The organism is Amygdalobacter indicium (genome assembly GCF_029101545.1).
GTDB lineage: Bacteria > Bacillota > Clostridia > Saccharofermentanales > Fastidiosipilaceae > Amygdalobacter > Amygdalobacter indicium.
Genome location: NZ_CP118866.1, coordinates 253634 through 271285, shown reverse-complemented (window position 1 = coordinate 271285; position 17652 = coordinate 253634). Strand labels below are relative to the sequence as shown.

General features: G+C 44.6%; 13 protein-coding genes. 2 read left to right on the top strand and 11 right to left on the bottom strand.

Annotation, left to right across the window (positions count from 1 at the left end):
• Positions 1-27 precede the first annotated feature (27 nt).
• Positions 28-939 carry a proline-specific peptidase family protein gene (locus PYS60_RS01110; RefSeq protein ID WP_315570077.1) on the top strand — a complete coding sequence of 304 codons (912 nt, stop codon included), beginning with the start codon at positions 28-30 and terminating at the stop codon, positions 937-939.
• Positions 940-1144: 205 nt separating this feature from the next.
• Positions 1145-2515 carry an NAD(P)/FAD-dependent oxidoreductase gene (locus PYS60_RS01105; RefSeq protein WP_315570075.1) on the top strand — a complete coding sequence of 457 codons (1371 nt, stop codon included), beginning with the start codon at positions 1145-1147 and terminating at the stop codon, positions 2513-2515.
• Positions 2516-2607: 92 nt separating this feature from the next.
• Here PYS60_RS01105 and PYS60_RS01100 read toward each other — a convergent pair whose 3' ends face one another.
• The 11 genes from PYS60_RS01100 to PYS60_RS01050 all read right to left on the bottom strand — a co-directional run bounded on the left by PYS60_RS01100 (position 2608) and on the right by PYS60_RS01050 (position 17567).
• Positions 2608-3237 carry a thiamine diphosphokinase gene (locus PYS60_RS01100; protein WP_315570073.1) on the bottom strand — a complete coding sequence of 210 codons (630 nt, stop codon included), beginning with the start codon at positions 3235-3237 and terminating at the stop codon, positions 2608-2610.
• Positions 3238-3332: 95 nt separating this feature from the next.
• Complete coding sequence (locus tag PYS60_RS01095) at positions 3333-3785, bottom strand: VOC family protein (protein WP_315570070.1); 453 nt, start codon at positions 3783-3785, stop codon at positions 3333-3335.
• Between the two features lie 194 nt (positions 3786-3979).
• A complete protein-coding gene (locus tag PYS60_RS01090; protein ID WP_390866560.1) occupies positions 3980-5140 on the bottom strand; it encodes an RNA-guided endonuclease InsQ/TnpB family protein in 1161 nt (386 codons plus the stop codon).
• A gap of 305 nt (positions 5141-5445) precedes the next feature.
• On the bottom strand, positions 5446-6432 hold the full coding sequence (locus PYS60_RS01085) for a helix-turn-helix domain-containing protein (protein WP_315570066.1): 987 nt from the start codon (positions 6430-6432) through the stop codon (positions 5446-5448).
• 147 nt (positions 6433-6579) lie between these two features.
• On the bottom strand, positions 6580-7341 hold the full coding sequence (locus PYS60_RS01080; RefSeq protein WP_315570065.1) for a nucleoside phosphorylase: 762 nt from the start codon (positions 7339-7341) through the stop codon (positions 6580-6582).
• Positions 7338-11285, bottom strand: coding sequence for a Spy0128 family protein (locus PYS60_RS01075; protein WP_315570064.1), 3948 nt, complete (start codon positions 11283-11285; stop codon positions 7338-7340). The genes PYS60_RS01080 and PYS60_RS01075 overlap by 4 nt, the downstream gene beginning before the upstream one ends.
• Positions 11286-11449: 164 nt before the next feature.
• Positions 11450-12097: a hypothetical protein gene (locus tag PYS60_RS01070; RefSeq protein ID WP_315570062.1), complete on the bottom strand. Its 648-nt coding sequence runs from the start codon at positions 12095-12097 to the stop codon at positions 11450-11452.
• A gap of 122 nt (positions 12098-12219) precedes the next feature.
• Positions 12220-12735, bottom strand: coding sequence for a peptide-methionine (S)-S-oxide reductase MsrA (gene msrA / locus PYS60_RS01065; RefSeq protein ID WP_315570060.1), 516 nt, complete (start codon positions 12733-12735; stop codon positions 12220-12222).
• Between the two features lie 109 nt (positions 12736-12844).
• Positions 12845-13933: a PTS transporter subunit IIC gene (locus PYS60_RS01060; protein WP_315570058.1), complete on the bottom strand. Its 1089-nt coding sequence runs from the start codon at positions 13931-13933 to the stop codon at positions 12845-12847.
• Between the two features lie 203 nt (positions 13934-14136).
• On the bottom strand, positions 14137-15822 hold the full coding sequence (locus PYS60_RS01055; protein ID WP_315570056.1) for an amino acid ABC transporter ATP-binding/permease protein: 1686 nt from the start codon (positions 15820-15822) through the stop codon (positions 14137-14139).
• Positions 15819-17567 (bottom strand): ABC transporter ATP-binding protein/permease, encoded by a 1749-nt coding sequence (locus PYS60_RS01050; protein ID WP_315570054.1) that lies wholly within the window; start codon positions 17565-17567, stop codon positions 15819-15821. The genes PYS60_RS01055 and PYS60_RS01050 overlap by 4 nt, the downstream gene beginning before the upstream one ends.
• Positions 17568-17652 lie beyond the last annotated feature (85 nt).

The following is a 17652-nucleotide window of genomic DNA, read 5'->3' as shown; positions in this document are numbered from 1 at the left end:
AGTAATTCCGGACAGAAGGAGATTATTATGAAAGTCGGCACAAAAATTATTACTTTAAACAACGGTTACCATTTATGGACCAACACTCAAGGCCAAGGCAACATTCATCTTTTAGCTTTGCACGGAGGCCCGGGCGGCACGCACGAATATTGGGAAGATGCCGCTTATCAACTTAAGCAGCAGGGCTTGGACGTTCAAGTAACTATGTACGATCAGTTGGGCTCGCTTTATTCCGATCAGCCGGATTATTCCGACCCGAAGATTGCCGCCGAATATTTAACATACGAATATTTTTTAGACGAAGTGGATGAAGTTAGAGAGAAGTTGGGCTTGGATAACTTCTATCTTATCGGTCAAAGTTGGGGGGGGTTATTGGTGCAGGAGTATGCCGTCAAATACGGGAAACACCTCAAGGGAGCAATTATTTCTTCCATGGTCGATGAAATTGATGAATATGTGGCGGCGGTCAATCGGCGCCGGCAGGAAGTTCTGCCGCAGACGGAAATTGATTTCATGCGCCGTTGTGAAGCTGCTAACGACTACAGCAACAAGCGTTATCAGGAGGATGTCCATATCCTGAACATTAATTTTGTTGATCGTAAACAGCCTTCCAAGCTTTCTCATCTGTATGATTTGGGCGGTTCTGCCGTTTATAACGCTTTCCAGGGGGACAATGAATTCGTGATTACCGGTAAGCTGAAAGACTGGCATTTCCGTTCACAGTTGAAAAATATTCAAGTTCCGACGCTCCTGACTTTCGGCGAAATTGAAACGATGCCGCTGAGCAGTGCGGCGATTATGCAGAAGGAAATTCCGCACGCCCGGCTTGTAACGACCCCCGACGGCGGCCATCATCACATGGTGGATAATCCGGCTGTCTATTACAAGCATTTGGCTGATTTTATCCGGGATGTGGAAAGCGGCAACTTTTCCGCTTAACCTCCGGCATCTCCGGTGCAACAGGCTGCAGTGCTTATACTTAAAGTCGCCTCCAATCAGGCGACTTTTTTCTGCTTCCGTGTCGCTAATCACAAACAGCCGGCTAATATCGGCGCATATTTGAACAAGTGATTGCTGCCACTTACTTGCCTGTACCTCCCCTTTAGAATTAAGCAATCAGACAATATCAGGAGGTATTTAATATATGAAATATGCAATTATCGGCACATCTCACGCCGGCTACGAGGCCGTGCAAACCATTTTGGAAAGAGAACCGCAAGCAGAAATCCATCTGTATGAAGCCGGGGCAACAGCTTCTTTCCTTTCTTGCGGTATTCAATCCTATTTGGAAGGTGAGTCTTCCTGTTTGAGCAAAATTCATTACGCGAATGAAGAATCCTACAAAAATCAGGGTGTCCATATTCACGTCAACACAACTGTCACCGGTTTTGACGCAGCCAAGCACATTTTGACATACACTGATGCCAACGGTGCAGGCAGCGAAAGTTACGACAAATTGATTTTGGGCGTCGGCGCAATTCCTGCTCCCCTCAAAGTTGCCGGTGCGGATTTGGCTAATGTTTACTACATGCGCGGTGAAGTTTGGGCTGACAAAATTAAAAAGAGAATGGCCTCTGCTCGGAAAGTTGTCGTTATCGGCGGCGGTTATATCGGCATTGAAGCGGCTGAAGCTTATGCCAAGGCCGGCAAGGAAGTTACCGTTATTGATTTCCAAAAGCGAATCTTACCGACTTATTTGGATCAGGAATTCACCGACATTTTGACCGCTGATGCGCAAAAGCACAATTTAACTTTCAGAGGCGGCGAAGGTGTTGTTGAATTTACCGGTTCTGACGGTCAAGTTACGGCTGTTAAAACCGACAAGGGAACTTATCCTTGTGATACAGTCATTATCGCTGTCGGTATTAAACCGAATACTGCTTGGCTTAAGGGTTTAGTTGACTTGGATCAACGCGGTTTCATCTTAACCGACGCTTATCAGCAAACTTCCGCGCAGGATGTCTATGCTGCCGGTGATGCCACTTATATTCAATATGCTCCCACCGGGCAAAAAGCCGCCATTGCTTTGGCGACAAACGCCAGACGGCAGGGAATAGTCGCAGCTAAGAATGCTATGGGTGAGAAAGCAACTGTCCAGGCTGTTTCCGGCACTTCGGCTCTGGCTTTGTTCGATTATCATTTTGCTACAAGCGGTATTAATTCCGCCAACTGCAGTTCCTATCAAGGCAAAGTTGCTTCTACTTATCTCGTGCAAAGAGTCCGCCCGACTTTCTTGGACCAACCGGCAGAAGCTGTGAATACGCTTTACAGCAAAATCTATTATGATGCTGAAACTAAGGTAATATTGGGCGCTCAATTTATGTCGCAATTCGATATTACCCAATATGCCAATATTATTTCTTTGGCTATTTTCAATAAAAACACTTTGGCGGAATTATCCATGCAGGATTTCTTCTTCCAACCGGAATATGTCGGTCCCTGGCATGCCATCTGCACTTTGGCTTTGCAGGCGGAAAAGCGTACTTACGGGGCGGAGAAAATGTTATTTATGTAAATCGAATGCTGCTTAATTAACAGCTGAAAGAGTCGCCGACGAATGCACAAGGGCCTCGTCCGGCGGCTTTTTATTAGTACCGCTACTCAGTTTTATCTAATTTTAAGCAGCAAAAGATGTCCTTCCGCCACTTTAACTTTTGCCGTTTTCCCCGGCAGCACTTCGTTACTGACTCCATAAGGATAACTGCAGGTAATTTCAGCATCAGTTAGAGGATAGGCCGCATCAATGATGCTGATACCTTTGGCTGTGCCGTAAATATTAATTAAAGAAAAATAGGAATAGTCGTTCTCAATTTCCGCCGTTTGTCTGCCGATAAGACTGATTTCACCGTAATCGTCGATTATTTTTCCTTCAGCCTGTCTTTCTTCCAGGTACAATAAAATTGCCAAATTCGCCAAGCTGTGGTCCAGGCGTTCCCCGATAACTCCCGCTAACAAAAAATCGCGATAGCCGCGCTGCAATAAAACTTTAATTGCCGCCAAGGTATCCGTGTCATCTTTTTTTCGCGGTAATGCAATAATTTCACAAGTTTCCCCGGCCGGAGTACAGGAATCGAAGTCGCCGACAATTAAGTCCGCCGGCAAGTCCAAGGACCGCTTATGTCTTAAGCCGCGGTCACAATAAACAATATAGTCATCGGGCCGCAAATAGGCTTTTATCCGCTTATAGTCAGCGATCGGCGCCCCTGCAAATACTGCACAACGTTCTTTTTTTACCATCAGCATTTCCCTCCGTTTCAGGTTACGACAAAGTACCTACCGCCATTTTACAACTTAAAAGGATAACGGCGAAAGGCCCTGTCGCCGGGGAGAGCTTAAACTTCTTCCGTAGCTTCCAGAATAATGCCGTCGGGGTCTTTGAAATAAATAGTGCGTGATTTACCCATGTCGTATGCTGTCGCATCATAAAATTGCGGACTTGATAAGACTTCCACGTTATTATCCAACAAGCGCTGATAAAAAGCATCGATATTTTCCACCTGAAAGCATAACTCGGAGATTGAGGTTCGGAATAAACTGCACGGGCGCTTCTCAATTGCGGGACTGATAAATTCGATAAGTTCGACAGCCGGATCAGCAGCATCGGCGCTTCTTTTCATGTATGCCACTTTAATTTTAGTTCCCGGCTGCGCAAATAATGCCTCAGTTTCTTTGCCTGCCATTTCCAAGTGGCCGACACAAACCATTTGCAATACATCCTGATAAAAAGCGACGGTTCTCTCCAAATTACTGACGGTAAAGCCTATATGTGCTACATTTTTAATCATACTTTCACTGCCACTCAAAATGTGTTGAAATATACTCAAACACATCGAGAAATTGAAGTCCTTGCGGATACTTCTTACTGCTTCAACGTGTATGCTTTGGCGATTGTAAACAATGCGCTACTCACAAGTTCTTGTACACTCCACAGTCGTAAATTCCTGCGATAGCCCGCAGTACATACTTACGTTTGCTTTCATTATGCAACTTCGTAAGTTAAAGCATCTCTCAGATTAAGTGCTGCATTAAAATCCCTATCCTCGACATAGCCACAATCACAACGGTATATTCTATCTGAAAGCTTCAAATCTTTCTTGACAGCTCCACAGCAGTGACATGTTTTGGATGATGGATACCATCTGTCTACGACTCTTAATTCAATACCGGTTTCATCACACTTAGCTTTAAGCTTAGTTCTAAATTCATAGAACTTTTGTGATGCAACGGCTTTGGATAGATGTCTGTTCTTCATCATTCCTGATACATTCAAATCTTCAATTGTTATATAAGATGGCTTGGCTTTCACTATCTCGACTATTAATTTATTGATGTAGTCAGTACGGATATTATCCATTCTATGATGAAGTCTTTGCACTTTGAGCTTTTGCTTTTGTATATTCTTTTGAGTGGACTCTCCCTTCTTTAAATCCTCATACTTGCGTGAGAGACATCTTTGTTCTCTGCGCAATTTCTTTTCCAATTTTTTTACTCTTGCCGACTTGTTGATATTTTTATAGGTTTTACCGTTAGAAACAATCGCCAAGTCTTTCAAACCAAGGTCAATTCCTATACCGTCATTGCTGTTATCAGCAATCTTAGCGGCCTTAGCGGCGGGAATTTCCACAAGAGCCGACACATAATATCTGCCTGCTTTGATGGATACTGTACCGCTTTTGATTTTCCAGCCGTCTTTAGTTGTCGGTATATAGCCTTTTTCTTTAATGCGTACCCAACCTAAAGTGGGGATGTTCAACCTATGTCTCTCGCAGCTGCAATCTTTAGGATTGTTCTTTACGAAATACATTTTTACATCAGATTTACCTTTCTTTTTGAAATTAGGAAAAGCACTTTGATGTTTAAAAAATCTTGTAAATGCAGTATATCCATCTTCAATAGACTTTTTTACAGCTTTTGCATACACTTCTTTAATCCATACTTTTTCAGGGTTATTAGGAATGTACTCATTGTTGAGCCAGACGCTAAAGCTCTTGCCGGTCATAAACCTTTCGCCTTTATCGTATAAGGCTTTGTTGTGATCAAGATAGAAGTTGTAAACATATCTGCAAGTGCCGATAGTCTTGTTAATCTTGATTTTTTGCTCAACTGTCGGATTTATTTCCGTTTTGAAGCTCTTTAGCAATTTCCTCATCCCCTTCTATTTGCTTTTTATACTTACGAAAGTTTCTTGTAGATACTCCGGCATAAATAACAATCTGACGATTATCATTTTTTGTAATTAGTGATATTAGATGTGTTCATAGCAATATACTCTATAAGTATATTTTAACATATTCAATCACCATTATCAATGATTTTGATTACTTAAGGTTGCCTCCTTTAAGGTAATATAGGCGCAAGCATACCATATTTCGTCCGACCGGCACCTGTTATTCGTCACAAAAGTTGTGAACGGCTCTCCAAACGCGGCCGGCGACTGAAAGTCACTTATTTCTCTCCGAGCCTCCACGCTTTGAGCACTGCTTCTATTACTCCGTAAATCAATGCGGCTAACGGCCAAACAATCCAGCTTTTTCCCCAATCGGACGTGATGAAACTGTAGGCTAAATAAATGCAGATAATTATAAGCCAGTAAGCTTGGAGCAATAACCTAATCTTTTCCGGATAGACAGTTTTTTTCTTCGGCTTTAATAAACAGTAATAGGACGAGCGGATAATATTCGCCTGCACGAATAAATAAACAGCTGCTGCCACCAAAGCAATCGCAATGACTACAAAAAGCCCGGATGAAAGTTGATAAAACTGCGGCACTACATCCGAAATTATCAGAAAAATAAAGGCAACCATACATAAAACGACGCCGCTGACCGTCTGCAGCAGATATGACGGCAGGAAACGTTCCAAGCGTTCTTTGAGCACACTGTCAACACCGTAAGCCGTTTCAAAGTCCTCTTTTTCCAAATATTGATAACGCTTCTCGCGGAAACCCTGAATAATAAAAATAGCTACAGCTACGGTAATAATGGCAACACTGAAGGCTAAACCCAAAGTTTCAGTGACTTGCGCCTTGACTGCAGGAAAAAGCAAAAACTCGCTGCCGATTACCGGGATTGCCGCCAGAATACAAAGAAGAACCCCTAAAGCAACGTAGGCGGCATATGATATTCTGTGAGCAATATAAGCGGCTGCTTCTTCCAACTCAATTACTCGCATCCGCACGCCGGCTTCTTCCTTGCAGATATTTTCATCTGCGTCGCCGTTCTTCCCCATAATATCAAGTTCATCTTTCACCAGAAGATCCGTAGTAACCCCGAACAAACGGCTCAAGGCAATTATCCGTTCCATATCCGGGATGCTTTGTGCGCCTTCCCATTTAGAAATAGCTTGGCGACTGACACCCAATTTGTCCGCCAATTCCTCCTGCGACCAACCGTTTTGTTTACGCAGTTCCAATATTTTATCTGCCAAAATCATAAAAATGCTCCGTTTCCAACTCAAATTCATCATGATGATTATGGCGAAATTATAGCTGAAACAGCAGTTGCATAGTAGCAAGTGCGATTGACAATTGTCGCCGAAAGCGCAATTTCCGGCGACAACCGGGCGCAACCGACCGCCAATTCAAATTTTCATAACAGCTTCCAGACATAATTGCAAAGCGGGGGCAATCGAATCTTCACCCCAACTGCGTCCGTCATAATTTGCCGGATCATGCAAAGTATCGGCGGTATATAAAATTTCGCCCCAAACAATTCCCCGCATTTGAGCGCAGGCAGCCAAAGCGGCACATTCCATTTCTACAACCTGACAGCCTTCAGCCTTCCGGCGCTCGACTTTAGCTGCAGTCTCCCGGAAAAAGCCGTCCGTCGTCCAAGTTTTAACTTCATTGTAGGGCAAGTTATGCGCCTGCAAAGTTTGCCTGATGGCATCTACCGCCTGCCTGGAAACAGAGACAGAGCGACTCGGCGGCAGATAATGATACGATGTTCCTTCATCGCGCACAGCCTCTACGGGAATAAGAAAGGAATTTTCCGCCCAATCGACCAACACGCCGCAGGAGCCGGCACTGATAACTTCTTTAACCCCGTAAGCAATTAACCATTCAAAAATCTGCACCGCTGCCGGGGCGCCGACGGGCGCTTGTACCAGACAGACTTCCGTCCCCTGCAGCTGCAACAAATATATAGGGTAGCTTTTAGTCGCCGAAACAAAATTCGCTACAATTTTCGCCTTTCGGCTTTGCGCATAATGATCAATTTCAGAACCTAAAAAGGCGAAAATAGCCTTAGGCGGCAAGTGCAGTTGTAAGTTATCGTGATTCGGCATAAGTACGGCATTTTTATCGTCATCATATTCCAGAAGCGGCAATTCGTTTTCTCTCATTTTCGCACCTCGTTTTTCTTACTTAGCAAAGCTCCGGCTGTCCCGAAGAGGAACAGAGCAAGCAGTTTGGTTGCAGCTTTACTTTCGCCGGTTTTGGCGACTATCGGTTTATGTTGATCACTGTGCGGCAAGGAATCTTCTTTTTCCGGCACAGGTGCCTGTGTCGGGCCGCTTGTCGGCTTATTTGTCGGCTTGACAGTAGGTTTCTTGGCTGAAGGCGTCGGCTCCGGTGCTTTTACCTGATAAACGTTGGTGAAACAGAATAACCCCGGCTGCACAGTTGCCTTGGCAGAAGCATCCGCTGTCGCTTCCACCTGCAAGTTCCCGTCTGCCTTTAAACTTAAAGTTAAAGCGAAAGATTTTTCATTTTCCGCATCATTCTGCACATCCTTGACAGTGCCGCTCTCCGTCACGGTATAAGTGAATGTTTTGCTCTGAGCGCCGGCCAAATCTTCATACTTGAAAGTAATCGGGGAAAACTTGATACTGCCGTCAGCCTGATTTTCCGCCTGCAGATTATCCGGCAACGGAGCACCGGCTTCTCCTGCCAGCTTAAACTGATATTTACCCGTAATTTCCGGCAATTGAGCTTGGTCTTTGTTCGCCTTTAAGAGCTTATGCCCCTTAATCTCATATTGAACCGGGCCTGCTTTTTTCTTCCAGGTATTTGTCAAAGACAAGTTGGCCTTAAATGGCGTTGCCTGGTCCAATTGCAACTGACCGCCTTGACATTCCCAGCCATCTTTCGCTGCGGTTTCTGTCAGTTTATAAGTCAATTCGCCGTCCTTATCTGCTATGGGCAAAGTTTCTTCCTGTCTGAATTTTTCCTGCCCGGCCGCAACGACATAACGTTTGTATTCCTGCCAATCATCTTTGCCGGTATGAGCTTTTTGTAAAATCAAAGTCGCACCGGGATACTCGTCCATTTTCAGCGTGTCTTTTTCCTTAGTAAAGGTCTTACTTATGCTTGCTTTGATATTCAGGGTGTTGACAATCTCAACTTCCGTCGGCTTGACATTAATTGTTGTCGTTGAGTCGGCAAAGCCCGGCTCTGTCGGTTTTTCTTCCGCAAATGTGTATTTTGCCGCTTCCGCCCCGATATAAGCAGGCAGTTGCACCTTCTGCTCCCACTTGTTTTGCGCTGAAAGGGTGACTGTTTGCATCACCTTTTTCTCCGCCGTGTTAGCTTCTTTAATTTGAATTTTGACTGCCGGTAAATCTGCCGCTCCCGTATATCCGGCTTTAACTTTGTTATACCACTCGGCACCCTGCCAAATTTTCTTCAAAGTATACTCTTTCGGCATGATAAGTCTGACGTTATTCGCCTCTACTAAATTAGGCTGTTGCTCTACCTTGTAAGCAAAAGAAGCAACTGCCACATCATTAGCCTCAGCTTGCGCGGCTTGTACCGGTGCCGTGACGAGCAGTTCGGAATTGACAGCTAATTCCGTCTGCGCCTGCGCTACCAACTTAAAGGCTTTAACCTGACTCCAATCAGTTACATTTTTCGTCCAGGAAGATAAAGCCAGCGCCTCTTCCGCCTTTTCCGGCGGATTTTCCGTCAAATAATACACATCATAGCCGACGGGGGTCTTAACCGCTCCTGTCAAATGCAAGTCCGTACTGCTGCCGCGCGGCGAATAAACTCCTGCCTGATTCGGCATGATAGTCTTATCGTCCTTATGCGGTAAAGTTGCGTACATTACCAAACCTTTTTGTGCTGTCCTCAAAGAATTATTTAAACATAAAGCCAGAATCGTCGGTTCATTCGCCTTCAAAGCGATACTGTCGGGCGATAAGCCGTCTTCCGTCCTCCCGACTAAAGTTCTCGCCCATAAACCGCGCGTCAGTTGCGGATTGAAAGTAACGGCGCAAGTGGCAACGAGGTCGTCTTTTTTGCCGTTATCATTAATGTCATATTTATCGGCAACTTTCTCCGCATTATTATTAAATAAAGCAGACGGCAAATTAGTCAATTCCGCCGTTTCCACGCCTTCAAAACTGTAATAAGCACGCAGTTCCAAACTTTGGCGCCGATAAAGGTCCTTGACCGCAAAGCGCATACTGATTTTTGCTTCCTGATCATCAACTAAATTTGTTTTGGCACAATCGTTCAAAGTATAAACAAGTGCCGTCTTTCCTGAAGCGTGATAATCAGGGATAATTTCTTTTTTACGAATTTTGTTGGTATAAGGATATATTTCCGCACTCCACCGATCGGAACCGGTATAAGTCAGGCCGTCAGGAATAATAACGACAATCTTGCGTTGCTTCGTCTTATCCTGCTCCGCTACGGTGTTGGCAAATTTGATTTCCGCTTTTATTTCTTCGCCGTTACTCACGCTTTGGCCGGCTTTTTCCGATGTGAGAGAAAAGCCGAAAGGGGCGGAGAAGGCTTGCAATTTGAAGCTTGCTTCAACCGATTTGTCCTTGATTTTTACTGTATTCTTGTAAATATTCGCCGTATCGTCGGCTTCCGCCTTGATTTTATCAGGCTCCCGGAATTTCGTCTTAATTTGCAAAATCGGAGCATCGGTGCCGAACTGCTGCAGATTGGGCGGCAATTTCTTAAAGCTGATTCTCAAAGCCTGATATTTGCTCGCATCCTTAATTTTGTACGTATTGTCGTTGCCGAAAAGGAACCAGCCGCTGCTTTTTTTCTCGGCTGCTTCCCAATTGCCGTCAGCCAAGCGTCCTTCAACTTTAGTAATTGCCGGAACGATTTTAGCCGGATAGCCTTGGTCTTTTATTTCAGTAATATACAAACGTTTATCAGGCTCTTCCAACATGATAACATTCTGCGACTCCTGATCCGCCTCATACCTGACGGTCCACGTCTGTTCTTTGGCTTTCTCCGCTGTCGTATCCTGGACTTGATCTTTATCGGCATACTTATAAAGTGTGATATTTACTTCTTTTTGCGCTGCTACTGGAATTAAAGTCACTTGGCAGACACTCTCGCCTGTATAATCGTTTTCACCGGCCTGTTTGGAGCTCGGAACCAGTTTATAATTTGCCTTGTTGCTGACTGCCGTGTTTAATTTTGCCAGCGGGAATTTAAGATACAACGGCGCAACTTCAATATCGTAATAGGATGTAAAACCGTAAAGTTGATCCCAAGTCTTTTCAAATTTGTAGACAGCCGTTTTTTTGTCCGCGCTTACTTTCCAACCTTTACTTTTCGCCGTATCTACTTCTGCTACTTGCAATTGCCCGTTCTTATCCGTATAGGTCGGCAAAATATCCTTAACTTCGCCGGCAGTAATTGCGCGGTCGATGTCCATGCCGAACTCCTTGCCGCCAAAGTTAAATTTGAACGGAATTGCCTGCTCCGTCCCGCTTTTTACATAGCCGTTATCATCTTCTCCCGCTTCCTGTTCCTGCTTGTCAACGCTCTTAGTAAAAGTCGGCTTATTCACCTCAATCGTATACGTTAAAACTTGCGACTTGACTAGACTTTGGCCTTTAGCGTCAAACAATTCCGCCTCCAACGGAACCTGTTGCTTGTCGGGGGTAAAATACTCCCGATATTTGCCTGTGACGAAAAAGCTGAACTTATCGCCTCCCTGCAATTTAGCGAAAGTTATCTGCAAGCAGGTATTATCGCCTTCTTTCACTAAACTTAAAGTATAAGAAGAAGACTTGGAAGGAATATCGGTGACACTCAAGCTCTTAATAAAAGCCTTAGGTCCGCGAATACTGATATAGGGTTTTTCCAAACTTGTGCGGCTGCCGCTGATATCAACAGTAACTGACGTTCTGCTTTCATCAGCTATACTGAGTTTATTAATCGGCTGTCCCTGCTGATCATCAGTGTACTCCAAGTTTAAAGTATATTTACCGGTATCGGGCTCTTGCGCCTTAACCGCAAAATTGCCTAAAACACCTAAAATAATAGATGTAATCAGGGCAAAAATAACTGCCGTTTTTTTCAACTTGCTCATCGAATCACCACTTCATATTAATTTTCCCTCCCAATTATCGCTTATTTGCACTGCCCGCGCAATCATTCGGCTGTAACATTCACCGCCGCAAAATATAAAAAAAGAGGGAAACACCGGGCGCCGACCGGATTTCCGCTCCTATAAAAAATAAATATCGAAAAGAATTAAATCAGATTGTAAGTGGCGATGCCGTTCTCGCAGTAAACCCGATATTGCGCCGGGCTTGCCGCTGTTCCGCCTATAGCTGCCGCAGCCGGCAGATTATCCGCCGCATAAAGCTCCCGCTGCTCTTCTTCCTCGCTGTCCGTCAAGCCGTTTTCACAAACAACACTGAGCTCATAAGGAAAATTCAGTTTGCCGCTCAACTTACTGACCCCGTTATCGGTGCTGATTTTACACAACTTTCTGACAATAATATTTTTGCCGTTGGCGATGCCGTCCTCGCAAAACAAGCTCACATCATCCGCCTGAACATCTTTAGCTGTCGCCGTCCCGTCACTAACTTCAACCTCTAATTGCTTAAGTTGCAGGCCCTGCACAATAACAATGCCGCTTGCCGCTGCAATCCGGCAAAATTCCAAACTCGCCGGCAAAGTAATTTTCACTTCGCACATACCTTCGATAATCCAAGTGTGCCAATTACGATTAATTTGCACTCTTTTTTTCTGAATAAGTTTAATCGTGTCGCCGACTTTTTCAATCGCAAAATCAGCTGCATTACAATTAATAAAATCAGCTGTAAAAGTATTTGCCGCTTCTACGGTCAATTTGACGTCCAGAATTTCCGCCTGAAATTTCTGATAATCACTCATAAATTCCACCCCCGTGCTCCTAATTTCCGGCAAACGGCAATATTAATGCCTGTCTGCCGCAGATTTAAGTCAATTGTATCATAATTATACTTTAATCGAAAGAAGGCAGAAGGCGCCCCGTCCTATTTCTCTTGATTTAAAGCTTTAACCGCAGCAAATTCATGTTGGGAAATATGACAATAACCTCCGGGATTTTTCTGTAAATAATCCTGATGATAAGTTTCGGCCGGATAAAAATTATGCATAGCGTCAAGTTCCGTGAAGAACGCCGGATGTTTGAGGCGCTCGGCGGCAAAAAAGCGGGCACAGACAGCAGCTGTTTGCGGGTCAATATAATAAACACCCGTCTGATATTGCGTACCCGTGTCATAGCCCTGACCGTCTTTCTGCTCCGGCTTAATACAAATAAAAAACGCCCGCAAAATCTTCTCAAGCGTAATAACCTGCGCGTCATAGATAACTTTAACCGCCTCTTTGTAACCGGTGGTATCGCTGCAAACAGCCTCATAATCAGGATCGGCAGTCTGACCGTTGACATAGCCGACCGTAGTCTCCTTCACTCCGTCCAACATTTTAAGAGCATGTTCCAAACCCCAAAAGCAGCCGCCGGCTAAATAAATCGTCTCATTTTGCGCCATTGCAATATTACTCCCGTCTTAAATAATATCCTTATGATAAAGGATATTAAGCCATTTGCAAACGGCGACACATCCATGTGCCGCCGGCATAAGTGCTCGAAGCCTTATTTTACAATTTAAAATCGGCATCCTGCACCAAGTGCATTTTCTTACAAATACTGTTAATAATAACAGCAATTACTGCCGGTAAAACAAAGCTGATCAGAATTAAGCCGAGCCAGTCAAAAGGTGTAATCGCCGCCTTCACACCGCCGGCAATATCTTTGACCCAACCGGTAAATACCCCGATTTGGCCGCATAATCCGCAAGTTCCCATCCCGGAATTGATCGCTGCACCGTTCATTTGCAAACCGAAAACGCAAGTTGCCAACGGGCCGGTAATTGCGGATGTTATAGTCGGTGCCAGCCAGATTTTCGGATTTTTCACAATATTGGGCATCTGCAACATCGAAGTTCCGATACCTTGCGAAACAATTCCGCCCCAACCGTTAACTTTGAAAGAAATAACGGCAAATCCGACCATTTGCGCACAGCAACCGGCCAATGCAGCTCCACCTGCCAGACCCGTTAAGCCCAACGCAGCACAGATAGCGGCGGAAGAAATGGGCAAAGTTAAAGCTACGCCGACCAGAACGGAAACCAAAATTCCCATCAATAAAGGTTGCAATTCCGTCGCCCACATAATTACTCGTCCTAAAGACATCGCCAATTTACCCAGCGACGGGGCAATCAACCAGGAAAGAAAAGTACCCACGGCGATTGTGACCAAAGGGCTAACCAGAATATCGATCTTAGTCTCTCCGGCCACCAACTTACCCACTTCAGCCGTAATAATAGCCACAAACAAAACTGCCAACGGACCGCCGGCACCGCCTAAGGCATTGGATGCGAAACCGACTGTCGTCAAGGAAAACAGGACCAGCGGCGGACATTTCAAAGCAAAACCGATTGCAACAGCCATCGCCGGGCCGCTCATAACCATCGCCAAGCCGCCCAAAGTGTAATTAACTTTTGAAATGGTAGCAATAGTTTGCGTGAGAAAAGGCAACTGAAACAGTGTGCCGATTGTGTTAATAATTGTTCCGATCAACAAAGAACAAAACAAGCCTTGAGCCATTGCACCCAAAGCGTCAATGCCGTAGCGTTTCCAAGAAATAATTACATCTTTTTTTCGCAAAAACGTCTGTAATTTGTTCATACAACCTGCCTCTTTTCCCTGCCAACCGCCTAATTTCGGTTCGCAGCAATATATCGCCAACCATATTAGCACAAAAGAATAATTTTGTAACGGTAACCGCTATAACCATTAGAAAGTCTTAAGTTTTATTTATATGCATAGCGTATAAAAATACTTCTCTCCTTCAAGTAAAAGGCGGCCGGGACAGAGGCTGCAGCAACGGCTCAAGCTTTTTTCAGGGTAAAAATCCGATCGGCAATCGACAAAGTTGAGCGTCTGTGCGAAACCAATACGATAGTTTTATCGCTTGCCGAGGCAACAGCGGACTCCAATGAATCCAGGATAATTCCCTCGTTCAGGGCATCCAGATTACTTGTCGGTTCATCCAGTAAAATCAAATCGGCTGCATGCAAAAAAGCGCGCGCCAAACCGATTCGCTGCTTTTCCCCGTCGGACAGCGTATCCCCTAATTCGCCGATGTGCGTGCGGTAAGCCTGCGGCAAGCTCAGCACAAAGTCATGCAAACCGGCTTTTTTCGCTGCCGCTTCTACTTCCGCCGTTGTAGCGTTTAATTTAGCAACCTTAATATTATCAAGAATTGTTGTAGAAAAAATCTGCGTTTCCTGAGTTACATAGCTCATCATGCGGCGCAAAGAACTTGTGTTAATCGCTTTAATATTTTCCTGTGAAACGAGAATTTCGCCGCTATTTACATCGTAAAAGCGCATTAATAATTTTAACAGGGTCGACTTGCCCGAACCGCTGGCACCGTAAATTCCCAATACTTGCCCTCGTTTAATTGCAAGTGAAACATCGCTCAATACCGGTTTTTCCTGATAAGCGAAGGAAACTTGCTTAATTTCCGTACCGGTATAATTCATCTCCAAGCCCTGTGTCTCTTCCTCAACTTCCGGCTTTTCCTCCAACAAACTCAAAACACGTTCGCCGCTTGCCAAAGTCTGATTTAAGCCGTTAGAAAGCGAAGATAGAGCCGCTAACGGTCCAAAAGAACTGAAAATAGCCGTTGTCGCTAAAAGTACGTTGGTAAAAGATACCGTTCCCTGCTTGTAAAGCACGCACATCACGAAAAACAGCAGCCAGGAGAAAAATTGGATAATCAAATTTCTGATTGATTTTTCCGAACCGCTAAACTCACTCATTTTTTGTTGATACTGCGACAATTTTTGCGTTTTTGCCGTTAATTTCGCCTGTTCCTGCTCGCCCTGCCCGTACTGAATTATCTCATCCATACCATATAAACTGTCGAGAACAAAAGTGTCCAAATCAGCTACCGTATTACGCAGAGCCAGACCGTTTTGCGCGCCGCGTTTACCGTTCCACAAAGGGAGAATGACGCCGACAACAATATAAGCGACCAGCGCGATTATTCCGGCCAGCCAATGTTGCGCCCCGATAAACAGCAACATGATCAACGAGGTCAAAAAAGCTATCGCAATCGGTGAAATCGTATGGGCGAAAAAGACTTCCAACAATTCGATATCTGCTGTGATGATGGCAATTAAATCACCCTTATTTTTACCCTCCAGCTTAGCCGGGCACAATTGGCGCAATTTGGCAAAGACCTGATGCCGAATGAGAGCTAAGAGCCGGAATGCTATGTAATGATTACAATATTGTTCGCCGTAATGCAAAACGCCTCTTAAAGCTGCGATAATTACCATTATCAGCACTATTTGCCGCCATGACAGTCTGAAAGCAAAAGGCGAATTTATATATTCGGCCGCCGTCGCTATATCACCGACAGCTACAGCTCCTAATATCGGCAGAAATATCGCGCACAAAAAGCCTGTAACACCTAATAAAATCGCTAAAGCCATCACCCCGCTTAAAGGTTTGACCAAAACAATCAAACGCCGCATAATCGCTAAGCCCGATCTTCTCTCTTTCATGCCTGTTCACCTTCCTTTGTCGTACTGAAACGTAAAAGCCTTTTTTGCTCCGTAAACAATTTATAGTATGTTCCCTGTAAGTCCATTAATTCCGCCTGTGTTCCCGCTTCTGCAACTTTACCGTTCTGCAGCAGATAAATTTTGTCGCTGTCCGCAACATTAGCTAATTTGTGCGAAATAAAGAGAATTGTTTTCCTTGCTGCCAACTGATGAATGACCTGCATAATCAGAGTTTCACTTTCCACATCCACGTTGGATGTCGCCTCGTCGAAAATATATACAGGCGTGTCATGCAACAAAGCCCGCGCCAAGGCCAAGCGCTGTTTCTGACCGCCGGAGAGATTGCTGCCGTTGGTCATAACGGGCATATCCAAGCCGCCTCTTTCTCTGACAAAGTTAAGCAAATTAACTTCTTCTAAAGCTTTTTCCATCTCCGCCACAGTTGCTGTCGCCTTTCCCTGCAGGAGATTATCTCTGACTGTTCCTTGAAATATCCAACTGTTCGAGCCGACTAAGGTAATATTGTCCATAATACTGTGACAGGTATAATCGCTCAGTTCAGTGCCGTTAAATTTAATTTGACCGTTATATGTCCGATGCTTACCCATTATTAAAGATGCAATTGTCGATTTACCCGAACCGGAAACTCCGACTAATGAGATAAATGAACCGGGAGCAATCGCAATATTGACATCCTGCAAAATTGTCCGCGACGGCTCATAAGCAAAGGTGAGATGCTGCAATTCAATTGCAATCCTGTCCGCCGTTAATTCTTTTTCTCCCGTAGTCGGTTCCGGCAAATCCAGGAAAGCAAAGATCCTGTCTGCGGCTTTTATTCCGTTCATACCGATATGAAATAAGCTGCCCAGAGCCCGCATCGGCAAGAAAAATTCCAAGGCTAAAAACAGCACGACAATTGTCGCCGCCAAAGAAATTGTACCGGCGGCAAAGAGATGCAAAGCTACAATTATGCCGCCGCAAGCACCGACATAGGTAATAGCGTCCATTACTGAAATGCTGTTTAACTGCATCAATAATACTTTCATGGTAATTTTGCGGAAATTTTCCGCTTCTTCGTCCATGCTCGCCGCTGCCGCTTCGTCCGCCTGATAGATTTTCAAGGTTGTCATGCCTCTCAGCTTCTCCAGGAAATTGCCGCCTAAGTTGTAATAAGATTTGAAATATTTACTCAATAATTTTTTGGCGACGATCATCACAATCATAATTACCGGCGGAATCAGCCAAACTGTTACATACAGGGTAAGCGCAACTTTTACGCTGACGGTAAATGACAGGTAGGCGAATAAAATTAACGGCGCTATCAGGGCATAAAAAAATTGACTGAGATATTGCCCGAAATACGTCTCCAGCTGTTCTACACCTTCTCCTGCCATTTGCACAATAGCGATACTTTTGCTCTGCTCTTTGTAGGACGGGCCCAAGCGCAGGACTTTTTCGTAAATTTTCTGCCGCAGCAGGCGTTTAACGTCACGCGTCGCCCGATAGCCGGCCCGAGAATATAAGCGGTGCCCGAAAAAGCAAATGCTGCTGCCTATTAATATTGTTATTAATGTTACTGCTATTTGCTGCCCGAGTAGTTCCTCTTGCCTGATGGCAGCGATAAAATCGGCCAAAGCTTGGACTATCACTATTTGCGCGATAAGTACCGCAGTTTGCCAAATGATTTGATATATTATATTTTTCCCTGCTCCTTGCAAGAGCCGGACAAGTCGCATTTTGATCATGCTTTTCTCCTTATTTAATAAACTTTCAGCGTTCTGTGTAATGATATTTACAGCCTCTGAAATACAGCCTTTAAATTGTATAACA

Bases quoted from the DNA above. Each gene is read 5' to 3' on its own strand.
- PYS60_RS01100 (WP_315570073.1), bottom strand. From the start codon at position 3,237: ATGGTAAAAAAAGAACGTTGTGCAGTATTTGCAGGGGCGCCGATCGCT.
- PYS60_RS01075 (WP_315570064.1), bottom strand. From the start codon at position 11,285: ATGAGCAAGTTGAAAAAAACGGCAGTTATTTTTGCCCTGATTACATCT.
- PYS60_RS01105 (WP_315570075.1), top strand. From the start codon at position 1,145: ATGAAATATGCAATTATCGGCACATCTCACGCCGGCTACGAGGCCGTG.
- PYS60_RS01050 (WP_315570054.1), bottom strand. From the start codon at position 17,567: ATGATCAAAATGCGACTTGTCCGGCTCTTGCAAGGAGCAGGGAAAAAT.
- msrA (WP_315570060.1), bottom strand. From the start codon at position 12,735: ATGGCGCAAAATGAGACGATTTATTTAGCCGGCGGCTGCTTTTGGGGT.
- PYS60_RS01060 (WP_315570058.1), bottom strand. From the start codon at position 13,933: ATGAACAAATTACAGACGTTTTTGCGAAAAAAAGATGTAATTATTTCT.
- PYS60_RS01055 (WP_315570056.1), bottom strand. From the start codon at position 15,822: ATGAAAGAGAGAAGATCGGGCTTAGCGATTATGCGGCGTTTGATTGTT.
- PYS60_RS01080 (WP_315570065.1), bottom strand. From the start codon at position 7,341: ATGAGAGAAAACGAATTGCCGCTTCTGGAATATGATGACGATAAAAAT.
- PYS60_RS01085 (WP_315570066.1), bottom strand. From the start codon at position 6,432: ATGATTTTGGCAGATAAAATATTGGAACTGCGTAAACAAAACGGTTGG.
- PYS60_RS01110 (WP_315570077.1), top strand. From the start codon at position 28: ATGAAAGTCGGCACAAAAATTATTACTTTAAACAACGGTTACCATTTA.
- PYS60_RS01095 (WP_315570070.1), bottom strand. From the start codon at position 3,785: ATGATTAAAAATGTAGCACATATAGGCTTTACCGTCAGTAATTTGGAG.
- PYS60_RS01070 (WP_315570062.1), bottom strand. From the start codon at position 12,097: ATGAGTGATTATCAGAAATTTCAGGCGGAAATTCTGGACGTCAAATTG.